Genomic DNA, 20,151 nt, shown 5'->3' on the forward strand with positions numbered 1-20,151 from the left:
CGGCGCTTCGTGCCGGCAACTGAGCAGCCGATATGCCGCAAAGCCTGCGATGGCGCAAACTCAGCGGCCGGCCACGATCTCCGCCAGCGCCGTCAGCGAACCGATGCGATGGTCCGGCTCGAAGCCGAGCACGTCCATCTGCGTGCGCAGCGCCTTGAACAGCGTCTGCGGCGAGAGCGGCCCAGGCCGTCGCAGTTCGCGCGCCATCGCCTCGCGGCTGACGCGCTCGATCCAGGCGACGTTGAAGCCGAATGCCTTCGCGCCCGCCACGTCCCAGGGATTGGAAGACACGAACAACATCTCGCGCGGCGTCACGCCGAGCCGCGCTTCGGCCAGCGCGTAAGCGCGCGGATGCGGCTTGAACACCTTGGCGGCATCGACGCTGATCACGTCGTCGAGCACGCGGTGGAGGCCGGTATTGCGGGTGAGGGCGCCAAGCATATCCGGGCTGCCGTTGGACAGGATCGCACGCTTGCACGGGGCGAGTGCCTCCAGCGCCGACAGCGCTTCGGGATAGAGCGCAAGATCGAGATATTTGGCGAAGATCCGCTCGAACGCGCCGCCGCCGGCCTCGATGCCGAGACAGTCGAGCGTATAGGCGAGCGAATCGCGGGTGACGACCGCAAAGTCCTCGTAGGTCCCCATCTGCGAGCGCAGCCAGGTGTATTCGAGCTGCTTGATCCGCCAGATCTGCGTGATCACCTCACCATAGCCGGGAAACTCCCGCTCGGTGACGGCAGCAACCGACTGGATGTCGTACAGCGTGCCATAGGCATCGAACACGACGGCGGCGATCGGCATGGGAGACAACTCTCGGTTTGTTTCCGTGAAGAAGCCTTTCTTCGTCATTGCGAGGCGCGAAGCGACGAAGCAATCCAGCGGCTCAGTATACGGCGCTCCTGGATTGCTTCGCTTCGCTCGCAATGACGAAGGTGGATAGTTCTAGATCCCCAGCAGCTTGCGGGCGTTCTGCTTCAGCACCTTCGGACGGATCTCGTCGCGGATCTCGAGCTTGGCGAAGTCCGACAGCCAGCGGTCCGGGGTGATCACCGGCCAGTCGGAGCCGAACAGCATCTTGTCCTGCAGAATCGAGTTGATGTAGCGCACCAGAATCGGCGGGAAGTACTTCGGCGACCAGCCCGACAGGTCGATATAGACGTTGGGCTTGTGGGTCGCGACCGACAGTGCCTCCTCCTGCCAGGGGAAGGAGGGATGCGCCAGGATGATCTTCATATCCGGGAAGTCGGCGGCGACGTCGTCCATATACATCGGGTTGGAGTACTTCAGGCGCATACCCATGCCGCCCGGCATGCCGGAGCCGACACCGGTCTGGCCGGTGTGGAACAGCGCGATGGCGCCGCCTTCCTGGATCGCTTCGTACAACGGATAAGCCAGCCGGTCGTTCGGGTAAAAGCCCTGCATGGTCGGATGGAATTTGAAGCCCTTGATGCCGTAGTCGGCGATCAGGCGCTTCGCCTCGCGCACGCCGAGCTTGCCCTTGTGCGGATCGATCGAGGCGAACGGAATCAGCACGTCGGAATTCTGCCGCGCGATCTCGATCATCTCGTCGTTGTTGTAGCGGCGGAAACCGGTCTCACGTTCGGCGTCGACCGGGAAGATCACCGCGGCGATCTTCTTGGCGCGATAATACGCAGCCGTTTCCTGGACGGTCGGCGGATGCTTGTGCGGCGAGCCGAAATACTCCGCCATCCGCGCCTGGAAGTCGTCGTAGCCGTCGTCCGGGTGCGAGCCGCACGGTTCTTCGGCGTGGGTATGGATGTCGATAGCGACAAGATCGTCGGGATTCAGCATCGGGCGTTTCCTTCGGGCATTTCTCGCCGTCTTGGCGGCGGAGAATTGATTATGGTGTATAATTATTTTGAGGAGCTGTGAAGCGGCCCAAACCGTCGGCGTCCGGCGAATTTCGCGCCTTACCTTGGTGTGGCCGCCGGCTCGGCGCTGGTTTTCCGCAACGGCCTGCCGGTTCCGGCGGCGGATCGATTGACAGGCCAGGAGTCGCTGGATAGATACAGCACCGACCCGGGCGGGCTTCCGCCGGCGGGCTGTTATCGTTTTGTATTCGGCCAATTGTCACGGCCTTTCAAACAGTCAGGATAGACCCATGAAGGTCCGTAACTCGCTGAAGTCGCTGCTCACCCGCCACCGCGAAAACCGCCTGGTGCGCCGTAAGGGACGGCTCTACGTCATCAACAAGACCCAGCGTCGGTTCAAGGCCCGCCAGGGCTGATTGTGCCGGGCCGTTCGCGGCCCGCGCCTCCATCTCACGCCGCTGTGACGCGCGCGCTGCTTTGCAGCGCGCTTTGTCGTGTCTAGACTGCCGCAATGGCGTTCGCCCCTCGACATTTTCGGTTCGGCCTCTGCGCTTTGGCGCTTGCGGCGTTTGCGCTGAGCGTGCCTGAGGTCGCGCGAGCCCAGGCCCCCGACGGCCCCAAGCATCCGCTGGAGAAGCCGCTCGCGCAGCCGCCGGCACCGCCGGAAAAGCTGCCGCGGGTGCCGACCGACCGCACCAAGGGCCTCGATTTCCTGTTCGGTGCCCTGAAGGCTGCGCCCGATGAGGCCAGCGCCAAACATGTCGAAGGGCGGATCTGGGCGCTGTGGAGCCAGACCACTAGCGACACCACGGCGCTGCTGATGGCGCGCTCGAAGGTGGCGATGGATGCCAAGCAGTTCGATGTTGCGTTGAAGCTGCTCGACGCCGTGGTCAAGCTGAAGCCGGATTACGTCGAAGGCTGGAACCGGCGCGCGACGATCTACTATTTGCAGAACGATTACATGCACTCGCTCGAAGACATCGAGCAGGTGCTGGCGCGCGAGCCGCGGCATTTCGGTGCGCTCGCCGGCCTCGGCATGATCATGCAGGAACTCGGCGACGACAAACGGGCGCTCGATGCGTTCCGCAGGGCGCTCGCGCTCAATCCGCATCTCGATAAGGTGCCCGACCTCGTCAAGACGCTGTCGGAGAAGGTCGAGGGCCGCGACATCTGACGCGCTTCTGCGCCGTCGCGCTTTGAATCCGGCCGAACCACCCCACATCCAAGGTCCACCTCAACCGTCGCCGCACGGACGATGTGCCGCGCGGTCGATTCGACTTCAGCACGGGAGATCCCAATGAGCACGACATCCGGTTCGGCGAAATGGCAGGGCGGCATCAAGGACGGCAAGGGCGCGATCTCGACCAAGAGCGGCGCGCTGTCCGACTATCCCTACGGCTTCGCCAGCCGGTTCGAAGGCAAGCCCGGCTCCAACCCTGAGGAACTGATCGGCGCCGCCCACGCCGCCTGCTTCACCATGGCGCTGTCGCTGATCCTCGGCGAAGCCAAGTTCACCGCCGAGCAGATGGAAACCAAGGCGGATGTTACGCTGGAGAAGCAGGGCGACGGCTTCGCCATCACCGCGATCCATCTGACGCTGACCGCCAAGATTCCCGGCGCCGACGACGCCACCTTCCAGGACTGCGCCGCCAAGGCCAAAGCCGGGTGTCCGGTCTCGAAGCTGCTCAACACCAAGATTACGCTCGATGCGAAGCTGGTGAGCTGAGCTCTTCTTCAGTCATTCCGGGACGCAGGCGAAGAGCGCGAACCCGGAACCCAGAAGTTGTTAGGCTTGAGGGCAGGACATCTCGTCATTTCGGGTTCGCCGCTGCGCGGCGCCCCGGAATGACGAGCGGTTCGTTTCTCATCGCAGAGCCTCAGTCACATCTCCGCGTCACTCGGTCCGACGTAAGCGATGCGGACCATGTTGGTGGCGCCGGGGGTGCCGAGCGGGACGCCGGCGACGATGATGACGCGCTGGCCGGACTTGGCGAAGCCGTCGCGGAACGCGATGCGGCCGGCGCGCTCGACCATGTCGTCCTGATCCTTGGCGTCTTCGGCGACGACGCAATGCACGCCCCACACCGCCGACAGCTTGCGCCCGGTGCTGATGCTCGGGGTGATCGCCACCACCGGCACCTTCGGCCGCTCGCGTGCGACCCGTAGCGCGGTTGAGCCCGACGAAGTCCAACAGATGATCGCCGACAGGTCGAGAGTTTCGGCGATCTGCCGTGCTGCGCCGGCGATGGCATCGCCGGCGGTCGCTTCCGGATCGGGGCGCTGCGCCGTCACCACGGTGCGATAGGTGACGTCGCGCTCAACTTCTTCGCCGATGCGGTTCATCGTCGACACCGCTTCGACCGGATATTTGCCGGCGGCGGATTCGGCCGACAGCATGATCGCGTCGGCGCCTTCATAAACCGCGGTCGCGACGTCGGAGACTTCGGCGCGGGTCGGCACCGGGCTGGAAATCATCGATTCCAGCATCTGGGTCGCGACCACCACCGGCTTGCCGGCGCGCCGTGCCATACGGGTCATCTGCTTCTGCAGGCTCGGCACCCGCTCGAGAGGCATCTCGACACCGAGGTCGCCGCGCGCCACCATCAGCGCGTCGGACACATCGAGAATGTCCTGCAGCCGGTCGATCGCCTGCGGCTTCTCGATCTTGGCCATCACGGCCGCGCGGCCGCGGATCATTCGCTTGGCTTCGACGACGTCCTCGGCGCGCTGCACGAAACTCAGCGCCACCCAGTCGATGCCGGTCTCGCACGCCGCTTCGAGGTCGGCGCGGTCCTTGTTGGTCATCGCCGACATCGGCAGATCGGTGTCGGGCAGGCTGACGCCCTTGCGGTCGCTCATCTTGCCGCCGATCACCACGCGGGTCACCGCGCGATCGCCCACGGTCTCTTCGCAGATCAAGCGCACCTTGCCATCGTCGAGCAGCAGTGCGTCACCGACCTTGAGGGCCGCCAGGATCTCCGGATGCGGCAGATACACCCGCGTCTCGTCGCCCGGCTCCTTGATCGAGTCGAGCACGAAGTTCGAGCCGTTGTTGAGCTGGATCGGCCCGTTGGCGAACGAGCCGAGCCGCAGCTTCGGCCCCTGCAGATCGACCAGGATGCCGATCGGGCGTCCGTAGCTGCTCTCGACGTTACGGATGGTCTTCACCAGCTCCCGCATCTTGTCGTGCGGGGTGTGGCTCATGTTGATCCGGAACACGTCGGCACCGGCCTCGAACAGCTTGCGGATCATCGCGCTGTCGGAAGAGGCGGGGCCGAGCGTGGCGAGGATCTTGATCCGGCGCAGGCGTCTCATGGCTTGGTCCCGGCCTCGCCTGGATTGCCAGGCGTGGCGGGGGCGGTGCGGCCCGGCGACGGAGGAATGCCCGGCAAGCCGGTCCCCGGCGCCCCGGGCATTCCCGGCAGCTTCTGCATGTTCTGTTCGTTACTTTCAGTCAATTGCACGGTCCAGGCCCGCTGCTCGCCGGTGTCGACCTCGAAGAAGCCGGTGCGGTCGAAGCCGCGCGCCAGGCAGTTCTCGGTCCCCTTGATGGTGAATTCCTTGTCGCGCGAGCACATGAAGGCTTGGCCCGACCACTCGCCGCCGCGGTCGTAATCGAGCGCGTAGATGTAGTAGTAGCGCGCCACCAGAGCGCCGCGCAGCAGCGTCTCGCAGCTTCGCGACGACACATTCCACCAGCCCTCGGTGGTCCAGCCGTCGACGTCCTTGTAGCCCAGCGCGATTCCCACCCGGCTCGAGGTGTTGTTGCACAGCCGGAAGTCGGCGGCGGCCGGAGCGCTGCCGCACAGCAGCACGCCGAAGGCCAGCGCCGCCGTCACGGCGGCCGCGGGCCGGGCCCAGATATGCCGGAAGGGGAGGGAATCTGTGATGATCATGCAGCCAAGCTATACCAATTTGCTGATGATTTCGCGTGACAGGGGCGGCCTGTCAACGGCGGCGCCGCCGCGGGCGGTCTGCCCGGCAGCGGGCTCGCCGCGCGGCGGAGTCGGCTGTACCCCCCAGATGTGGCAAAATCTCAGCCCGTCCCCATCTGGGGAAGACCGCAAGCCCGAGCAAAGGTGACCGCATGGACGACAGCACCCGGACCGAACTGGAAGCGGCGGCGTTTCGCCGTCTGGTGGCGCATCTGCGCGAACGCACCGACGTCCAGAACATCGACCTGATGAATCTCGCCGGGTTCTGTCGCAACTGTCTGTCGAACTGGCTGAAGGATGCTGCCGATGCGCAAGGCGTGGCACTGAGCCGGGACGAGAGCCGCGAGGCAGTGTACGGCATGCCGTACGAAACCTGGAAGGCGAAGTACCAGAGCGCTGCCACGCCGGACCAAGTCGAAGCGTTCAAGAAATCTCACCCGCACAGTCACTGACGCGGCGCCGGCACGCCGCGCATCAAGGCGCAATTTCGGCACCGGCGATTTCCGCTGTGGGTCGCTGTGGATGGGCGTGATGCCCCTTGACGGGAGGCGCCGCGGCGAAGAGTGTCCGGCGCAGATGCGGCGCGCGAGGCGACCGCCCCGCCGCTTTTTCCAATCATTATCTGCCCGGAGTGCACGATGGCCACCTCCGCTGCCGCCGTCCAAGAGGATCCCGCGACCAATTTCGCCAAGGACCAGCTTCGGGCGATCATCGAGCGGATCGAACGTCTCGAGGAAGAGAAGAAGACGATCTCCGACGACATCCGCGACGTCTATGCGGAGGCCAAGGGCAACGGCTTCGACGTCAAGGCGCTGCGCACCATCGTCCGCATGCGCAAGCAGGACGCCAATGAGCGCGCCGAGCAGGAGACCATCCTGGAAACCTACATGCAGGCGCTCGGGATGCTCTGAGACCGGGTTTGGTCTGTTGCCGCAGCCGGATCGGCCCGCAATGGCTGCCGATCTGGTGAGGCGCCAAAAACAAAAATGCCCGGGACCAGCCCGGGCATTTCTTTTTCAAATCAGATCCTGCCGCAGAGATCAGCGCGACGCGTCGCCCGGAAATGCCGTGGTGGTCAGCGTCGCCACCGCCGAGCCGCTGAAGGCGTCGGCATAGAGGCCCGGCTGCGGATCGTCGGCGAAGCTGGTGGCCAGTGTCGCCTCCGGCTTGGCCAGATAGCCGCTCAGCAACGTCATGTCGGGATCGCCGATCACGGTGGCGGCGGTGTGCATCGCCCGCGGCATCAGGATCATGGCGCGGATCCACACGTCGTTGTCGCGGCTGCCGGCGGCGGCGAGACGCGCCGAGGTTGCGATCACCGTCTTGCCCTGACCGGACGACTTGCCGATTACGCTGTCGACCTTGCCCGATACCGCGGCGTGCCGCTGCAGCGATGCGCGCGTCGGCGGCAGCGGGGCGCTGGCGGTCACGACGTGCGGATGGCGGGTCTGGGCGTGCTGGGAGGAATTGTCCTGCGCCATCGGCGCGTAGGCCAGCGCATTCATCGCTGCGGCCTGTTCGGATTTGTCGGCGGCGGCCAGTGCCTGGCGGGCGCTGATGGCTGCGACCTGGGCCGGGCTTGCCTGCTTCGGCGCCACCGGAATGTCGTCCCAGAACCCGCGGGCGTTGATGATGTCGGTCGGGCTCTGCGGCTTGGCGTCGGCGGTCTTCGAGTCTGCCGTCTTCGGCTCCGCAGTCTTGGCCTCGGCCTTGGCTGCTTGGGCTGGACGCGGCGCCGGCAGTACGACGTCGCCGGCGGAGGCGAGCTGGATGGCGCCGGCCGGTTTGGCGCGCGGCATCGGCACCGGATCGCTGGAGCCGACGTCGGCCGGCTTCACCCCGGCCGCAGCCGCAACGGCATCGGCGGCCGCAACCTTGATGTCGGCCATCGGCTTGGCACCGGACGGTGCCGCCGTCGCGGCGGCTTCGTCCTCGTCGTCACGCGACTTGCCGCCGAACAGCGCGGCCAGGAAGTTGGTCTTGGCCGGAGCCACGGTGCTGCCGTCGCGGCGCTTCTCGATGTCCGCCAGCGCCAGCTCGTAGCCACGCAACGGCTTGCCGTTGGACGGGATGTGGACAGTGCGGCCGTCCGGGAACACGCGGGCGAGCTGGTCGGGGGTCATCCGCGGCCAGTGCCGGATACCGCCGGTATCGAGATGGACGAAGGGCGACCCGGAGGTCGGATAGAACCCGACGCCGCCGCGCTGCAGCCGCAGGCCGGCGAACCGGATCTGCTCCAGCGCGACGCCCGGGATGAAGAAGTCCATCGCGTGGCCCTGCATGTGCTGGCTGTGGCGCGCCACACCCGAGGAGCGGCGGCGCAGCATGGCGTTGGTGGCAGGGGAGCGGTACGCGGAGATGATCTGGATAGGCTGTTTGGCGTCGACGTCCCGGTACACTTCCCACAGGATGTCGAACAGTTGGCGGTCCATCACGGTCTGTTCCTGGGACCGCCAGTCGCGCAGGAAATGATTGAGCTGCTTCAGCGCGTCTTCGTCGTAACGGCCGCTGCGCTTGAAGGTGACCGTGAGGCTTTCGCCCGAATGGGTGTGGTGGAACGACAGGGTCCGGCTGTCGCCGACCGCGGATGCGTCGTGGACCGAGCCGGCGCCCGCCAGCAGCAATGCCGTCGTCAGTACGGCGCCGTAACCGGCCCTGGGCATCGACAGTGATTTGAGACGGCGCGAAAGTGCAGCCAGCACGAAAACAGCCCCACCAATGGTCGACCAACAAACCCTGCCCGCGAACCCCAAGTCAGCGTGGCAGGGCGACGTGCCGTTACCGAAGTTAGCGATCCGGAAACGGCGTCCGTGACCCCAAGTCGATCATCAACCTTAACCCTCTGACTATGGCGAAATCGAGCCCGGTGCCGCAATCTAGATGGAGGATGGTTAATGTGAGTTAACAAACAAGGGCCCGCTTTGCGGCGAGCCCTTGATAACATTCAACTACTTTTCGCGTCCGAAGGGGAACGCGGTTACTGATCAGCGGGCGTAAACCCGGCGCTGATTGCGCTGAGCCGGCTGCTGTTGACGCGGCTGCGGGCCGCCGAACAGGTTTTCCAGGAACGAGAACGGGCTCGACGAGGCTCCCGACGAGCCGGTGTAGTCGCCGGCGACACTCACGCCGTCGGGCAGCCGGGTCGGGCGGGTGTAGTTCGGCTGGGCGTGGGCCACCACCGCTTCGAGGTTCTTGCCCTTGTCGTTCTTGAGCAGGGCCAGCATCGTCGCGTCGCGGCCGTACACGTCCTTGCGGAGCTGCAGCTTGCCGGCGTCATCAACGAATGCGGTCTGATACGTGATGTTGACCGGGATCGGGGTCGGGAACTTCAGATCGACCTCGCTGCGGCCGTACATCGCCCGGACCTTGGCCGGGGTGTAGTCCTTCTCCGGCATCGCGATGTTCAGCAGCGTCGACGCGTACACGTCCGGGTTCTGCACCCGCATGCAGCCGTGGCTGAAAGCGCGCTCGTCGCGGGCGAACAGGTTCTTGTCCGGGGTGTCGTGCTGATACACCAGGAACTTGTTCGGGAAGTTGAAGCGGATGCGGCCGAGGGCGTTGGCTTCGCCCGGCGGCTGCGAAATATGGATCGAGCCGTCGCGATTGCGCTCCAGCTTCAGACCCATGCGGTCGAGCACGGTCGGATCCTGCTGCAACGCCGGCAGATACTCGTTGTAGATGATCGACGGCGGCACGTTCCAGGTCGGGTTGACGGTGATGTACTTCATCGTCTCCGTCAGCAGCGGGGTGGCGTGCTTGCCCGGCTTGCCGGTGACGACGCGGGTCGTCCACACTTCGGCGCCGTGCTGCATCACCTTCAGCGTGTAGTCCGGAATGTTGAGGATCACATAGGCATCGCCGAGTGACGGCGCGCCGAGATCGCGCGGCAGCCAGCGCCAGCGCTCCATGTTGACGATGATGGTGTCGATGGTGCGATCGCGCTTCGGGGTGTTCAGCGCCTTCACGGTGCGCTCGTCGAGCACGCCGGTCGCCTTGAGGTCGGCGTGGTCCTGGAACTTCCGCACCGCCGCCGCGACCGTCGCGTCGTAGGTGGTGCTCTCTGGGTTTTCGCTGACGCCGAGGCGGGCGCGCAGCTGCGGCACGCGCGGATCGTCCATCTTCACTTCGGCGCGCTTCTTGCGGGCCGGCTGATAGCGCAGCGTCTCGCCGTCGGCGATCTTGATCACCGGCTTGTCGCCTTCGCCGCGCAGCTCGGCGAGCTTCTTCTTCAGCTCGCGATATAGCTTGTGCGGCGGGTTGTAGCTGTCGAGCGCCGCGGACGCATCGGCCGCGGTGGTGACCTTCGCCAGCACCTGGGCCGGATCGATCGGGTGTTCCGGATACTGGATGTCGGCCGACACCTGCGACCAGTGCATCCGGCCGCTCTGCGCCTGACGCGCATAGTCCATCATGCTCTCGGTGAGCCGCAGCTCGGCTTCGGCGAGCGCCTCGGGCGAGGTCGCGGCGCTGAAGCTCGGCACCGGATAGTCCTCCGGATCGAGGCCGTCGGCGGCGGCGTCCTTCAGACGCGCGATCACACCCTTGGCCTGCGCGGTCAGCGCGCCGGCCTTGGTCCACACCGGCGCGTAGTCGCGGGTCTCGTAGAACTTCTCGACCGCGCTGCGCTCGGCCTTGCGGTCGAAGTAGCGCGACGCGCTCTTGGCGAGCAGATCGCGAAGCTGGTCGGCCACCGGCTGGTCGGCCGACGCAACCGTGCTGGCGGGCTTCTGCAGTTCGGCCGGCTTGGTGGTCGTCGCCTGATCGGTCGCCGGCGCGGCGGGGACGGCGGCAGGAGCGGTGGCGGTTGCCGCCGGAGCTTCCGTCTTGGGCTCGGCTGCGGGCGCAGTTGCCGCGGTGTCTTTGCTCGGCTCGGGCGCAGCCGGCGCCGGGGTGGCGGCAATGTCCTTGGCGGGCTCGGCCGGTGCCGGAGCGGCCGCAATGTCGGGCTTGGCGGTGGCGTCGGGTTTGGCGGCAGGGGTCTCGGGCTTGAAATCACCGACCGAGGGCGGCGGCAGATCGACCGGGCTCGGCACCGGCACGGCGGCATCGATCGCGAGATCCGCGGGCGACCGCGTCGGCGATTGCGCCAGGACGGAGGTCGCCGACACGGTGAGGAAGGTCGCCGCGACGGCCATCAGCACGCCTTCGAAACCGCGGCGTCCAGTCGAGTGATCTCGCATTCGTCTACCCCTTGGGAAAGCTGCCCGGCCGGCAGTTCGTGACTTGCAGTTTGGTTCTCGAGTGTCAGGGCACCCGCTCGTGGATCGGCACGCGGCCGATCTCACGTCTCAGTCGGAGGATACACAGGCCCGGTTCGAGCGGCCAGCATCGGCCGGGCAGACTCACGACAAACTGACCCCAGTTGCTGTTGGCTCAGGGCGGTCAGTGGCTTGTGCCACGGGCCGCCCTGGTTGTCTGTCACTATCGCGCCACGGTTCAAAAGGTTCCGCGAATCAGCGATCCGCAGGCCGCCATGCGGCAGCCACATTCGGTCCTTGGGGGCCCCGAAAACCTACAGGGCGCCGTGTAGTCCTCGTTATCGCGCCTCGGCCTGCGCGGCGCGCTCGGCTTCGATCTCGTCGAGTTTGCGATACAGCGTCGAGCGGCCGATCTTCAGCCGCCGCGCCACTTCGGACATCTGACCGCGATAATGCGAGATCGCGAACCGGATGATCTCGCGTTCCATTTCGTCGAGCGGACGCACTTCGTCGTCCGCCGTCAGCATCGACAGATTGCCGACGCTCGGCAGCGGCGCGATCGGCACTTCGCTTGCGGCGACGAATTGCGGCTCGCTGCGTTCGATCACCAGCGGCTCGCCGGTTGTATCTTCTGCCGGCACGACCGACGGCGCGATCGCCAGCGGGAAGTCGGCGAGGCCGAGCTGATCGCCGTCGCTCATCACCACGGCGCGATACACCGCGTTTTCGAGCTGGCGGATGTTGCCGGGCCAGTCGAGCTGCGCCAGCCGCGCCATCGCTTCGCCGGTGATGCCGCCGATGCTGCGTTTCTCTTCGGCGCAGAACCGCATCAGGAAATGCCGCAGCAGCGGCGGAATGTCTTCGCGGCGGGTGCGCAGTGGTGGGATCGTCAGCGGCAGCACGTGCAGCCGATAGAACAGATCCTCGCGGAATTGGCCAGCCTTCACCCGGTCGAGCAACCGGCGGTTGGTGGCCGAGATGATGCGGACATCGACCTTGACCGGCCGGCGCCCGCCGACCGCTTCGACCGCGCCTTCCTGCAGCGCGCGCAGCAGCTTGACCTGCGCCGTCAGCGGCAGCTCGCTGACCTCGTCGAGAAACAGCGTGCCGCCGGAGGCTTCGACGAACTTGCCGTCGTGGCGCTCGGTGGCGCCGGTGAACGCGCCCTTCTCGTGGCCGAACAGAATCGACTCGACGAGATTGTCGGGGATCGCGCCGCAGTTCACCGCGACGAACGGCTTGGCGCGGCGGTCGCTGGAGCCGTGGATGGCGCGTGCGAACAGCTCCTTGCCGACGCCGGATTCGCCTTCGATCAGCACCGGGATCGCAGAGCCTGCAGCCTTCTCGGCTGCGCGCAGCACCGGGGCCATCGCCTCGCTGCGCGTGATGATATCTGAGAACGTCAGCCGACCTTCGCGGGCATGGCGGATGCGCTGCAGCTCGCCCTTCATCGCGCTGGCATTCAGCGCATTGCGCAGCGACACCTGCAGGCGCTCGATGCCGACCGGCTTGACGACGAAGTCGTGCGCGCCGGCACGCATCGCGGACACCACATTGTCGATGCCGCCGTGTGCGGTCTGCACGATCACCGGCACGTCGAGTCCGCTGGCGCGAATCTTCGACAGCACGCCGAGTCCATCGAGTCCGGGCATCACCAGATCGAGCACCACGGCGTCGATTGCCGGTGCATCGGGCGCGGTCAGGGCTTCTACCGCAGCGTCGCCGCTATCGACCGAAATCGCCTCATAGCCGCACTTCTGCACCATGTTCTCGACCAGCCGACGCTGTACTGCATCGTCGTCGGCGATCAGAATACGCTCAACCATTACTCGCTACTGCCTCAACCCGAACTGTCCCGAATTGGTGCAGGATTGCGACGAATGCGTTAACGCTTAGTGAAAATGCAGATGGTTATCCGCTGTTATCCGAAGGCGTGCGGCCAGATCTCGAGCGCGCCGCGATAGATCATATCGCCTGCCACATAGAGAATGATGGCGAGGCCGATATAGGCGATCCAGCGGTGCTTATGCAGCAGCCGTGCGATGAAGCTGGCGGCGAGACCCATCAGCGCGATCGACAGGGCGAGGCCGAACACCAGAATCACCGGATGCTCGCGTGCCGCGCCGGCCACCGCCAAGACATTGTCGAGCGACATCGACACGTCGGCCAGCGTGATCTGCCACACCGCCTGCGCCATGGTCTTGGTCGGCGCGCCGGTTGCCGCACCGCCGTCGCCTTCGAGCGCATCGACATCTTCCGGCGGGTTGCGCAGCTCGCGCCACATTTTCCAGCACACCCACAGCAGCAGCACGCCGCCGGCGAGCAGCAGCCCGATGATCTGCAGAAGCTGCACGGTGACACTGGCGAAGGCGATGCGGAGCGCGGTGGCGACCACGATGCCGATCAGGATCGCCTTACCGCGCTGCTCTTTTGGCAGCCCGGCAGCGGCGAGGCCGATGACGACGGCGTTGTCGCCGGCGAGCACAAGGTCGATCATCACGACCTGGGCGAATGCGGTGAGGCCTTCGGGTGTAAAGATTGCGAGAAAGTCGGTCATCGGGCGCTCCGTGAGCGTCCAGTCCGACATCACAGTTCAGACGAACTGCCAGAGGGGCCCGGTCCAGGACGTGGTGGTATTTGGCGCCGTCGAAGACCGCGCCAGATCGCTTGCGTCAGCGCCGATACCATCACCGGACCGCACGATGGTCAATCGCCGCACGGTCAGAGCCGAAATGTTCGGGAACGAACGCTTTGCAGCGGTGTCGTAGTCCTGCCGCCAAGCTCGATCAAGGTGGCGAGGGGCTGTTCGAGCCGCGCTGCCTTGTCGCAGGGCGGCTCCCCTTGAAGGAAACTGTGACTTGCGAAGCCGGTGACGGAGCTAGTAGCGTTTCGCAAGGCAAATCGCACGCGATCTGAAAGCACCATGGCGAAATCTGCGACCTCCCGTACCGCAAAGTCCTCTTCCCGCAAGTCCATTCCCGCCAAGCCAGCACCGCGCAAGGCCGCGCCCAGCAAGGCGAAAGCGGCCAAGACCGCGGCCGCGGGACGGAAGACCGCAAGCAAGCCGGCGAAGCTGCCCGAGTGGAATTTGACGGATCTGTATCCGGCGATCGACTCGCCGGAGGTCTCCGCCGATCTCGATCGTCTCGATGCCGATTGCGCCTCGTTCGAAGCCGACTTCAAGGGCCGGCTGGCGGAAGAGACCGCGAAGGACGGCGGCGCGCTGTGGCTCGCCGGCGCGGTCAAGCGTTATGAAGCGATCGAGGATTTGGCCGGCCGGCTCGGTTCCTATGCGGGCCTGGTCCACGCCGGCGACAGCGTCGATCCGGTGAAGTCGAAATTCTATGGTGACGTCTCCGAGCGCCTGACTGCCGCCTCGGTGCATCTGCTGTTCTTCACCCTCGAACTCAACCGCGTCGACGATGCGGTGCTCGAGACCGCAATGCAGACGCCGGAGCTCGGCCACTACCGGCCGTGGATCGAGGATCTGCGCAAGGACAAGCCTTATCAGCTCGAAGACCGCATCGAGCAGTTGTTCCACGAAAAGTCGCAGACCGGGTACGGCGCGTTCAACCGTTTGTTCGACCAGACCATCTCGTCGCTGCGCTTCAAGGTTGGCGGCAAGGAACTGGCGATCGAGCCGACGCTCAACCTGATGCAGGATCGTGCGCCCGAAAAGCGCAAGGCGGCGGCCGAGGCCTTGGCCAAGACCTTCAAGGCGAATGAGCGCACCTTCGCGCTGATCACCAACACGCTCTCCAAGGACAAGGAAATCTCCGACCGCTGGCGTGGCTTTGAAGACGTGGCCGACAGCCGCCACCTCGCCAACCGGGTCGAACGCGAAGTGGTCGATGCGCTGGTCGCCTCGGTGCGCGCGGCGTATCCGAAGCTGTCGCACCGCTACTACAAGCTCAAGGCCGGCTGGTTCAAAAAGAAGAAGCTGCCCTATTGGGACCGTAACGCGCCGCTGCCGTTCGCCGCGACCGGCACGATCGCCTGGCCGGAAGCCCGCAACATGGTGCTGACCGCCTACAAGGCGTTCTCGCCGGAGATGGCGCAGATCGCCGAGCGTTTCTTCACCGATCGCTGGATCGACGCCCCGGTGCGGCCCGGCAAGGCGCCGGGCGCATTTTCGCATCCGACCACGCCGTCGGCACATCCCTATGTGCTGATGAACTATCAGGGCAAGCCGCGGGACGTGATGACGCTCGCCCACGAGCTCGGCCACGGCGTGCATCAGGTGCTGGCCGCCAAGAACGGCGCGCTGATGGCGCCGACGCCGCTGACACTGGCCGAGACCGCCAGCGTGTTTGGCGAAATGCTCACATTCCGCCGTCTGCTGACTCAGACCAAGGACCGCAAGCAGCGTCAGACGCTGCTCGCCGGCAAGGTCGAGGACATGATCAACACGGTGGTCCGGCAGGTCGCGTTTTATTCGTTCGAGCGGGCGGTCCACACCGAGCGCCGCAGCGGCGAGTTGACCGCGCAGCGGATCGGCGAGATCTGGCTGTCGGTGCAGGGCGAGAGCCTCGGCCCGGCGATCGAGATCAAGCCGGGCTACGAGAGCTTCTGGATGTACATCCCGCACTTCATCCATTCGCCGTTCTACGTTTACGCCTACGCGTTCGGCGATTGTCTGGTGAACTCGCTGTATGCGGTCTACGAGCACGCCCAGGAAGGCTTCGCCGAGCGATATCTGGCGATGCTGTCGGCGGGCGGAACCAAGCATTATTCGGAACTGCTGGCCCCGTTCGGCCTCGACGCCAAGAACCCCAGCTTCTGGGACGGCGGTCTGTCGGTGATCGCCGGCATGATCGACGAGCTGGAGGCGATGGGCTAGGGCGACTGGCTGCCGTATAACATTTGTTGAACGGAACGGCGAGGCGCGTTATACGTTTGTATAACGCGCCTTGTTCGTTGCCGGGCGTGCGAGGCTTGGGCCGGCGCATTCGGGGAAAGATTGGATCGCGATGAAGATCGAAATCAAGAAGATTGGGAATTCCGACGGCTTGTTGCTGCCGAAGGAACTGATGCAGCGCCTCGATCTCAAGCGTGGGCAGGAACTGCACATCACCGAATTGCCCGGCGGCGGATTCCAGGCGTTGCCGTACGACCCCGACTTCGAGCGAACGATGGCAATCGCCGACGAGGTCATGGAGAAGTACAAGGACACGCTGGCTGCCCTCGCCAAATGAGGAGCTTTCGATGGGCGAGCCTGTCGAGCCGAGCTGGATCACCTACGAGCAGGCGATCGCGATGCATGCCAGACAGCTGCGCCGATTTGGCGGCGCGCCGGGGCTGCGCGACGAGGGCATGCTGCGGTCGGCGCTCGAACGTCCCATCAACAAATGGCAGTATGAGCACTGCGATCTGCCGGAGCTTGCCTCCGCCTATGCGTTCGGGCTGGCCAAGAATCACGCCTTCGTTGATGGCAACAAGCGGATCGCCTTCATGGCGATGGTCGTCTTTCTGGCCAAGAACGGCATCGTCTTCGAACCTGCTCCCGCCCATGCGACCATGATCATCCTTGCCCTCGCGGCCGGCGAAGTCAGCGAAGCCAGCCTGACGCGCTGGATCAGGGACAACTGGCCGGCCTGACGTGCGGTCGACGGTCGTGTCGTCACTTCGAGCGTGCGATCACCTCGTCACCAAGTCACGATTGGTCCGTTGCGCGGAATAATCAGTCGTCGCTTGTTGCAATCGCCTCGTAGCAGCTTGTTCTAATCGTTTGTTGCGATCACACTGCACCAGCGATCGGTGATGGCGGCCTAGACTTTGGAATGAACCCAAACTGGCTAGGCTAACAATTGCTGCAGTGCCGTTGCCCTCGCAATAAGATTGCGCTAATTGCATCCCCCACTTCTCGAAGATGTCGGAGAGACGAATGGCAGAGCACCACGAGTTTGCCTACACGACTGCCGATGGCAACGACTACGCCGCGCATGAGCAGACCTATGAAGGGTTCATCAAGCTGGTGAAGTACGGCACCGCCGCCGTCATCGTGATCGTCGCCCTCATGGGCATTTTCCTGACTTGATCTGTGCTGGAGTGCGCCGTTACACGCGGCGCTCTCTCGGAGAACGCCCCGGCAAAGTGGAGTCCGGTTTGTCGTCCGGACGTTCTCCAAACAAATAAGTAAGCGCGCATCCCGGTCCCAAAACCGGTCCCACTTTTGCGGGGTGCGCGCATATCTCGCTCGCTCACGCGCGTGCTTCGCGCCGCCGGAGGCTCCATGAAGATTGCTGTTGCCAAAGAACAAGATCCCGCCGAGCCGCGCGTCGCGGCGACGCCCGACACGGTCAAGAAGCTGAAAGCTCTCGGCGCCGAAGTCGCGGTCGAGCCGGGCGCGGGCCTCAAGTCCGGCCTGCCGGATTCCGATTTCACTGCCGCCGGGGCCACCGTATCCGCCGACGCTCTGAAGGACGCCGATGTCGTCTTCAAGGTGAAGCGTCCGGAGGCGTCCGAACTCGCCAGCTATAAGCGCGGTGCGCTGGTGCTGGCGATCATGGACCCGTACGGCAATGACGCTGCGCTGAAGAGCATGGCGGATGCCGGCATTGCCGCCTTCGCGATGGAGCTGATGCCCCGCATCACCCGCGCCCAGGTCATGGACGTGCTGTCGAGCCAGGCCAACCTCGCCGGCTATCGCGCCGTGATCGACGGCGCCGAAACCTTCGGCCGGGCCATGCCCATGATGATGACCGCGGCCGGCACCGTGCCGGCGGCGAAGGTGTTCATCATGGGCGTCGGCGTGGCCGGTCTGCAGGCGATTGCCACCGCGCGCCGTCTCGGCGCCATCGTCACCGCGACCGACGTGCGTCCCGCCACCAAGGAGCAGGTCGAATCGCTGGGCGCCAAGTTCCTCGCCGTCGAAGACGAGGAGTTCAAGAACGCCCAGACCGCCGGCGGCTACGCCAAGGAAATGTCGAAAGAGTATCAGGCCAAGCAGGCCGCTCTGACGGCCGAACACATCAAGAAGCAGGACATCGTCATCACCACCGCGCTGATTCCGGGCCGGCCCGCGCCGCGTCTGGTCACCGCCGAGATGGTGAAGTCGATGAAGCCCGGCTCGGTGCTGGTCGACCTCGCGGTCGAACGCGGCGGCAACGTCGAGGGCGCGGTCCCCGGCCAGATCGTCGAGACCAACGGCGTCAAGATCGTCGGCTACACCAACGTCGCCGGCCGCGTCGCGGCGTCGGCTTCGGCCCTTTATGCGCGCAATCTGCTGAGCTTCTTCGAGACCATGGTCAACAAGGAGAAGGCGCTGGCGGTGAATTGGGACGACGAACTGGTGAAGGCCACCGCGCTGACGCGCGACGGCGCCGTCGTTCATCCGAACTTCCAGCCCAAGTCGGCGTGAGCGCGACCGCTTAAGGAGAGTTGCTATGGAGCATATGGTTCAAGCGGTCGATCCGTTCGTGTTTCGGCTGTCGATTTTCGTTCTTGCAGTGTTCGTCGGCTACTTCGTGGTGTGGTCGGTGACCCCCGCGCTGCACACGCCGCTGATGTCGGTGACCAACGCGATCTCGTCGGTTATCGTGGTCGGTGCGCTGCTCGCGGTCGGCGTGTCGCTGGTCGGCAGCGACAACGGTCCGCTGTGGGCGCGCGGCTTCGGCTTCGTCGCGCTGATCTTCGCATGTATCAACATCTTCGGCGGCTTCCTTGTCACCCAGCGCATGCTGGCGATGTACAAGAAGAAGCAGAAGTGAGTAGGGGCCGTCGATGAGCGCCAATCTTTCCGCATTTCTGTATCTGATCGCAGGCGTCCTATTCATTCTGGCGTTGCGCGGTCTGTCGTCTCCGGCCACCAGCCGTCAGGGCAACCTGATGGGCATGAGCGGCATGGCGATCGCCATTGCCACCACGCTCGCCGGCCATCCGCCGGCCGATTTGCTCGGCTGGGTGCTGGTGATCGCCGGCATCGCGATCGGCGGCGCCATTGGCGCGGTCATCGCCAAGAAGGTGCCGATGACCTCGATGCCCGAGCTGGTCGCCGCCTTCCACTCGCTGGTCGGTATGGCCGCGGTGCTGGTCGCCGCCGGTGCGTTCTATGCGCCGGGTGCGTTCGACATCGGCGAGCCGGGCAACATCCACGCCCAGAGCCTCGTTGAAATGTCGCTCGGCGTTGCCATCGGCGCGCTGACCTTCACCGGTTCGGTGATCGCGTTCCTCAAGCTGTCGGGCCGCATGAGCGGCGCGCCGATCCTGCTGCCGGCACGGCATGTGGTGAACATCGCGCTCGGCGTCATCATGTTCGCGGCGATCATCTACATGGTGATCACGCAGAGCGAAGTCGCCTTCTGGGTAATCACCGGCGTCGCGCTGCTGCTCGGCATCCTGATCATCGTCCCGATCGGCGGCGCCGACATGCCGGTGGTGATCTCGATGCTCAACTCCTATTCGGGGTGGGCCGCGGCCGGCATCGGCTTCACGCTCGGCAACTCGGCGCTGATCATCACCGGCGCGCTGGTCGGCTCCTCGGGTGCGATTCTGTCCTACATCATGTGTAAGGGCATGAACCGCTCGTTCATCTCGGTCATCCTCGGCGGCTTCGGCGGTGAAACCGCTGCGGCCGGAGGTGGCGGCGGTGAACAGCGCCCGGCCAAGCTCGGCTCGGCCGACGACGCGGCCTTCATCATGAAGAACGCCTCGAAGGTCATCATCGTGCCGGGCTACGGCATGGCGGTGGCTCAGGCTCAGCACGCGCTGCGTGAAATGGCCGACTCGCTGAAGAAGGAAGGCGTCGAGGTGAAGTACGCGATTCACCCGGTCGCCGGCCGTATGCCGGGCCACATGAACGTGCTGCTCGCCGAAGCCAACGTGCCGTACGACGAAGTGTTCGAACTCGAGGACATCAACTCGGAGTTCGCGCAGGCCGACGTTGCGTTCGTGATCGGCGCCAACGACGTCACCAACCCGGCGGCCGAAGAGGATCCGTCCTCGCCGATCTACGGCATGCCGGTGCTGCAGGTGTGGAAGGCCGGCACCGTGATGTTCATCAAGCGGTCGCTCGCCTCCGGTTACGCCGGCATCGACAACCCGCTGTTCTATCGCGACAACACCATGATGCTGCTCGGCGACGCCAAGAAGATGACCGAGAACATCGTCAAGGCGATGGCGCACTAAGCGCTTCTGCCTCGTCAGAAACGAAACGCCCGGCCGTAAGGCCGGGCGTTTTTGTTTGGG

General features: G+C 65.1%; 20 protein-coding genes. 12 read left to right on the plus strand and 8 right to left on the minus strand.

The genetic code is table 11. From position 1 onward, the window contains the following. Positions 1-60 precede the first annotated feature (60 nt). Positions 61-801, minus strand: a complete 741-nt coding sequence (locus tag DY467_RS03955) for a haloacid dehalogenase type II (RefSeq protein ID WP_164634114.1) — start codon at positions 799-801, stop codon at positions 61-63. 141 nt (positions 802-942) lie between these two features. Then, the gene (locus DY467_RS03960; protein WP_164634115.1) at positions 943-1,812 is read right to left on the minus strand and encodes an amidohydrolase family protein; all 870 of its coding nucleotides are present in this window, start codon (positions 1,810-1,812) and stop codon (positions 943-945) included. 310 nt (positions 1,813-2,122) lie between these two features. Between DY467_RS03960 and ykgO the strand changes: the two genes are divergently transcribed. From ykgO to DY467_RS03975, 3 genes are all read left to right on the plus strand, one after another. Continuing rightward, complete coding sequence (gene ykgO, locus DY467_RS03965) at positions 2,123-2,248, plus strand: type B 50S ribosomal protein L36 (RefSeq protein WP_011159732.1); 126 nt, start codon at positions 2,123-2,125, stop codon at positions 2,246-2,248. Between the two features lie 95 nt (positions 2,249-2,343). Next, the gene (locus DY467_RS03970; protein ID WP_164634116.1) at positions 2,344-3,006 is read left to right on the plus strand and encodes a tetratricopeptide repeat protein; all 663 of its coding nucleotides are present in this window, start codon (positions 2,344-2,346) and stop codon (positions 3,004-3,006) included. Positions 3,007-3,129: 123 nt separating this feature from the next. Then, the gene (locus DY467_RS03975; protein WP_164634117.1) at positions 3,130-3,558 is read left to right on the plus strand and encodes an OsmC family protein; all 429 of its coding nucleotides are present in this window, start codon (positions 3,130-3,132) and stop codon (positions 3,556-3,558) included. A 155-nt stretch (positions 3,559-3,713) separates the two neighbouring features. Here the strand turns inward: DY467_RS03975 and pyk are convergent, their stop codons facing one another. Both pyk and DY467_RS03985 read right to left on the minus strand, forming a co-directional pair. Then, complete coding sequence (pyk, locus tag DY467_RS03980) at positions 3,714-5,147, minus strand: pyruvate kinase (protein WP_164634118.1); 1,434 nt, start codon at positions 5,145-5,147, stop codon at positions 3,714-3,716. After that, on the minus strand, positions 5,144-5,728 hold the full coding sequence (locus tag DY467_RS03985; RefSeq protein WP_164634119.1) for a DUF1036 domain-containing protein: 585 nt from the start codon (positions 5,726-5,728) through the stop codon (positions 5,144-5,146). The genes pyk and DY467_RS03985 overlap by 4 nt, the downstream gene beginning before the upstream one ends. Before the next feature lie 191 nt (positions 5,729-5,919). Here DY467_RS03985 and DY467_RS03990 point away from each other — a divergent pair, with 191 nt between their 5' ends. Both DY467_RS03990 and DY467_RS03995 read left to right on the plus strand, forming a co-directional pair. Then, complete coding sequence (locus DY467_RS03990) at positions 5,920-6,219, plus strand: DUF1244 domain-containing protein (protein ID WP_107356782.1); 300 nt, start codon at positions 5,920-5,922, stop codon at positions 6,217-6,219. A gap of 186 nt (positions 6,220-6,405) precedes the next feature. Beyond that, entirely contained in the window at positions 6,406-6,678 is a 273-nt protein-coding gene (locus tag DY467_RS03995) for a DUF2312 domain-containing protein (RefSeq protein ID WP_012497443.1), read from the plus strand. Between the two features lie 129 nt (positions 6,679-6,807). On the opposite strand, the gene mepK is transcribed toward DY467_RS03995, so the two are convergent. The 4 genes from mepK to DY467_RS04015 form a co-directional block, all read right to left on the minus strand. Next, complete coding sequence (mepK, locus tag DY467_RS04000; protein WP_164634120.1) at positions 6,808-8,430, minus strand: peptidoglycan L,D-endopeptidase MepK; 1,623 nt, start codon at positions 8,428-8,430, stop codon at positions 6,808-6,810. Between the two features lie 321 nt (positions 8,431-8,751). Beyond that, positions 8,752-10,947, minus strand: coding sequence for a L,D-transpeptidase family protein (locus DY467_RS04005; RefSeq protein WP_164634121.1), 2,196 nt, complete (start codon positions 10,945-10,947; stop codon positions 8,752-8,754). Between the two features lie 356 nt (positions 10,948-11,303). Continuing rightward, positions 11,304-12,791, minus strand: a complete 1,488-nt coding sequence (locus tag DY467_RS04010) for a sigma-54-dependent transcriptional regulator (RefSeq protein ID WP_107345793.1) — start codon at positions 12,789-12,791, stop codon at positions 11,304-11,306. A 95-nt stretch (positions 12,792-12,886) separates the two neighbouring features. Further along, positions 12,887-13,522, minus strand: coding sequence for a TerC family protein (locus DY467_RS04015; RefSeq protein ID WP_107346716.1), 636 nt, complete (start codon positions 13,520-13,522; stop codon positions 12,887-12,889). Positions 13,523-13,888: 366 nt separating this feature from the next. Here DY467_RS04015 and DY467_RS04020 point away from each other — a divergent pair, with 366 nt between their 5' ends. The 7 genes from DY467_RS04020 (at position 13,889) to DY467_RS04050 (ending at position 20,091) form a co-directional block, all read left to right on the plus strand. Beyond that, complete coding sequence (locus DY467_RS04020) at positions 13,889-15,805, plus strand: M3 family oligoendopeptidase (protein WP_164634122.1); 1,917 nt, start codon at positions 13,889-13,891, stop codon at positions 15,803-15,805. A gap of 130 nt (positions 15,806-15,935) precedes the next feature. Then, entirely contained in the window at positions 15,936-16,160 is a 225-nt protein-coding gene (locus tag DY467_RS04025; RefSeq protein ID WP_107345791.1) for an AbrB/MazE/SpoVT family DNA-binding domain-containing protein, read from the plus strand. Between the two features lie 10 nt (positions 16,161-16,170). Next, the gene (locus DY467_RS04030) at positions 16,171-16,563 is read left to right on the plus strand and encodes a type II toxin-antitoxin system death-on-curing family toxin (protein ID WP_107345790.1); all 393 of its coding nucleotides are present in this window, start codon (positions 16,171-16,173) and stop codon (positions 16,561-16,563) included. Positions 16,564-16,849: 286 nt separating this feature from the next. Further along, complete coding sequence (locus DY467_RS04035; RefSeq protein WP_011159718.1) at positions 16,850-17,002, plus strand: aa3-type cytochrome c oxidase subunit IV; 153 nt, start codon at positions 16,850-16,852, stop codon at positions 17,000-17,002. Between the two features lie 195 nt (positions 17,003-17,197). Next, positions 17,198-18,325, plus strand: coding sequence for a Re/Si-specific NAD(P)(+) transhydrogenase subunit alpha (locus DY467_RS04040; protein ID WP_107356777.1), 1,128 nt, complete (start codon positions 17,198-17,200; stop codon positions 18,323-18,325). Positions 18,326-18,350: 25 nt separating this feature from the next. Continuing rightward, complete coding sequence (locus tag DY467_RS04045) at positions 18,351-18,674, plus strand: proton-translocating transhydrogenase family protein (protein ID WP_022722381.1); 324 nt, start codon at positions 18,351-18,353, stop codon at positions 18,672-18,674. Positions 18,675-18,687: 13 nt separating this feature from the next. After that, the gene (locus DY467_RS04050) at positions 18,688-20,091 is read left to right on the plus strand and encodes an NAD(P)(+) transhydrogenase (Re/Si-specific) subunit beta (protein WP_107356776.1); all 1,404 of its coding nucleotides are present in this window, start codon (positions 18,688-18,690) and stop codon (positions 20,089-20,091) included. Positions 20,092-20,151: the final 60 nt, after the last annotated feature.

Source organism: Rhodopseudomonas sp. BR0G17 (genome assembly GCF_010907025.1).
GTDB lineage: Bacteria > Pseudomonadota > Alphaproteobacteria > Rhizobiales > Xanthobacteraceae > Rhodopseudomonas > Rhodopseudomonas palustris_H.

Coding starts and splice junctions, on each gene's coding strand:
- DY467_RS04045 (WP_022722381.1), top strand. CDS start 18,351: ATGGAGCATATGGTTCAAGCGGTCGATCCGTTCGTGTTTCGGCTGTCG.
- DY467_RS03955 (WP_164634114.1), bottom strand. CDS start 801: ATGCCGATCGCCGCCGTCGTGTTCGATGCCTATGGCACGCTGTACGAC.
- DY467_RS04015 (WP_107346716.1), bottom strand. CDS start 13,522: ATGACCGACTTTCTCGCAATCTTTACACCCGAAGGCCTCACCGCATTC.
- DY467_RS03990 (WP_107356782.1), top strand. CDS start 5,920: ATGGACGACAGCACCCGGACCGAACTGGAAGCGGCGGCGTTTCGCCGT.
- DY467_RS04050 (WP_107356776.1), top strand. CDS start 18,688: ATGAGCGCCAATCTTTCCGCATTTCTGTATCTGATCGCAGGCGTCCTA.
- DY467_RS04030 (WP_107345790.1), top strand. CDS start 16,171: ATGGGCGAGCCTGTCGAGCCGAGCTGGATCACCTACGAGCAGGCGATC.
- DY467_RS03995 (WP_012497443.1), top strand. CDS start 6,406: ATGGCCACCTCCGCTGCCGCCGTCCAAGAGGATCCCGCGACCAATTTC.
- DY467_RS03970 (WP_164634116.1), top strand. CDS start 2,344: ATGGCGTTCGCCCCTCGACATTTTCGGTTCGGCCTCTGCGCTTTGGCG.
- DY467_RS04005 (WP_164634121.1), bottom strand. CDS start 10,947: ATGCGAGATCACTCGACTGGACGCCGCGGTTTCGAAGGCGTGCTGATG.
- DY467_RS04035 (WP_011159718.1), top strand. CDS start 16,850: ATGGCAGAGCACCACGAGTTTGCCTACACGACTGCCGATGGCAACGAC.
- DY467_RS04040 (WP_107356777.1), top strand. CDS start 17,198: ATGAAGATTGCTGTTGCCAAAGAACAAGATCCCGCCGAGCCGCGCGTC.
- DY467_RS03960 (WP_164634115.1), bottom strand. CDS start 1,812: ATGCTGAATCCCGACGATCTTGTCGCTATCGACATCCATACCCACGCC.
- DY467_RS04025 (WP_107345791.1), top strand. CDS start 15,936: ATGAAGATCGAAATCAAGAAGATTGGGAATTCCGACGGCTTGTTGCTG.
- DY467_RS04020 (WP_164634122.1), top strand. CDS start 13,889: ATGGCGAAATCTGCGACCTCCCGTACCGCAAAGTCCTCTTCCCGCAAG.
- ykgO (WP_011159732.1), top strand. CDS start 2,123: ATGAAGGTCCGTAACTCGCTGAAGTCGCTGCTCACCCGCCACCGCGAA.
- DY467_RS03985 (WP_164634119.1), bottom strand. CDS start 5,728: ATGATCATCACAGATTCCCTCCCCTTCCGGCATATCTGGGCCCGGCCC.
- DY467_RS03975 (WP_164634117.1), top strand. CDS start 3,130: ATGAGCACGACATCCGGTTCGGCGAAATGGCAGGGCGGCATCAAGGAC.
- DY467_RS04010 (WP_107345793.1), bottom strand. CDS start 12,791: ATGGTTGAGCGTATTCTGATCGCCGACGACGATGCAGTACAGCGTCGG.
- pyk (WP_164634118.1), bottom strand. CDS start 5,147: ATGAGACGCCTGCGCCGGATCAAGATCCTCGCCACGCTCGGCCCCGCC.
- mepK (WP_164634120.1), bottom strand. CDS start 8,430: ATGCCCAGGGCCGGTTACGGCGCCGTACTGACGACGGCATTGCTGCTG.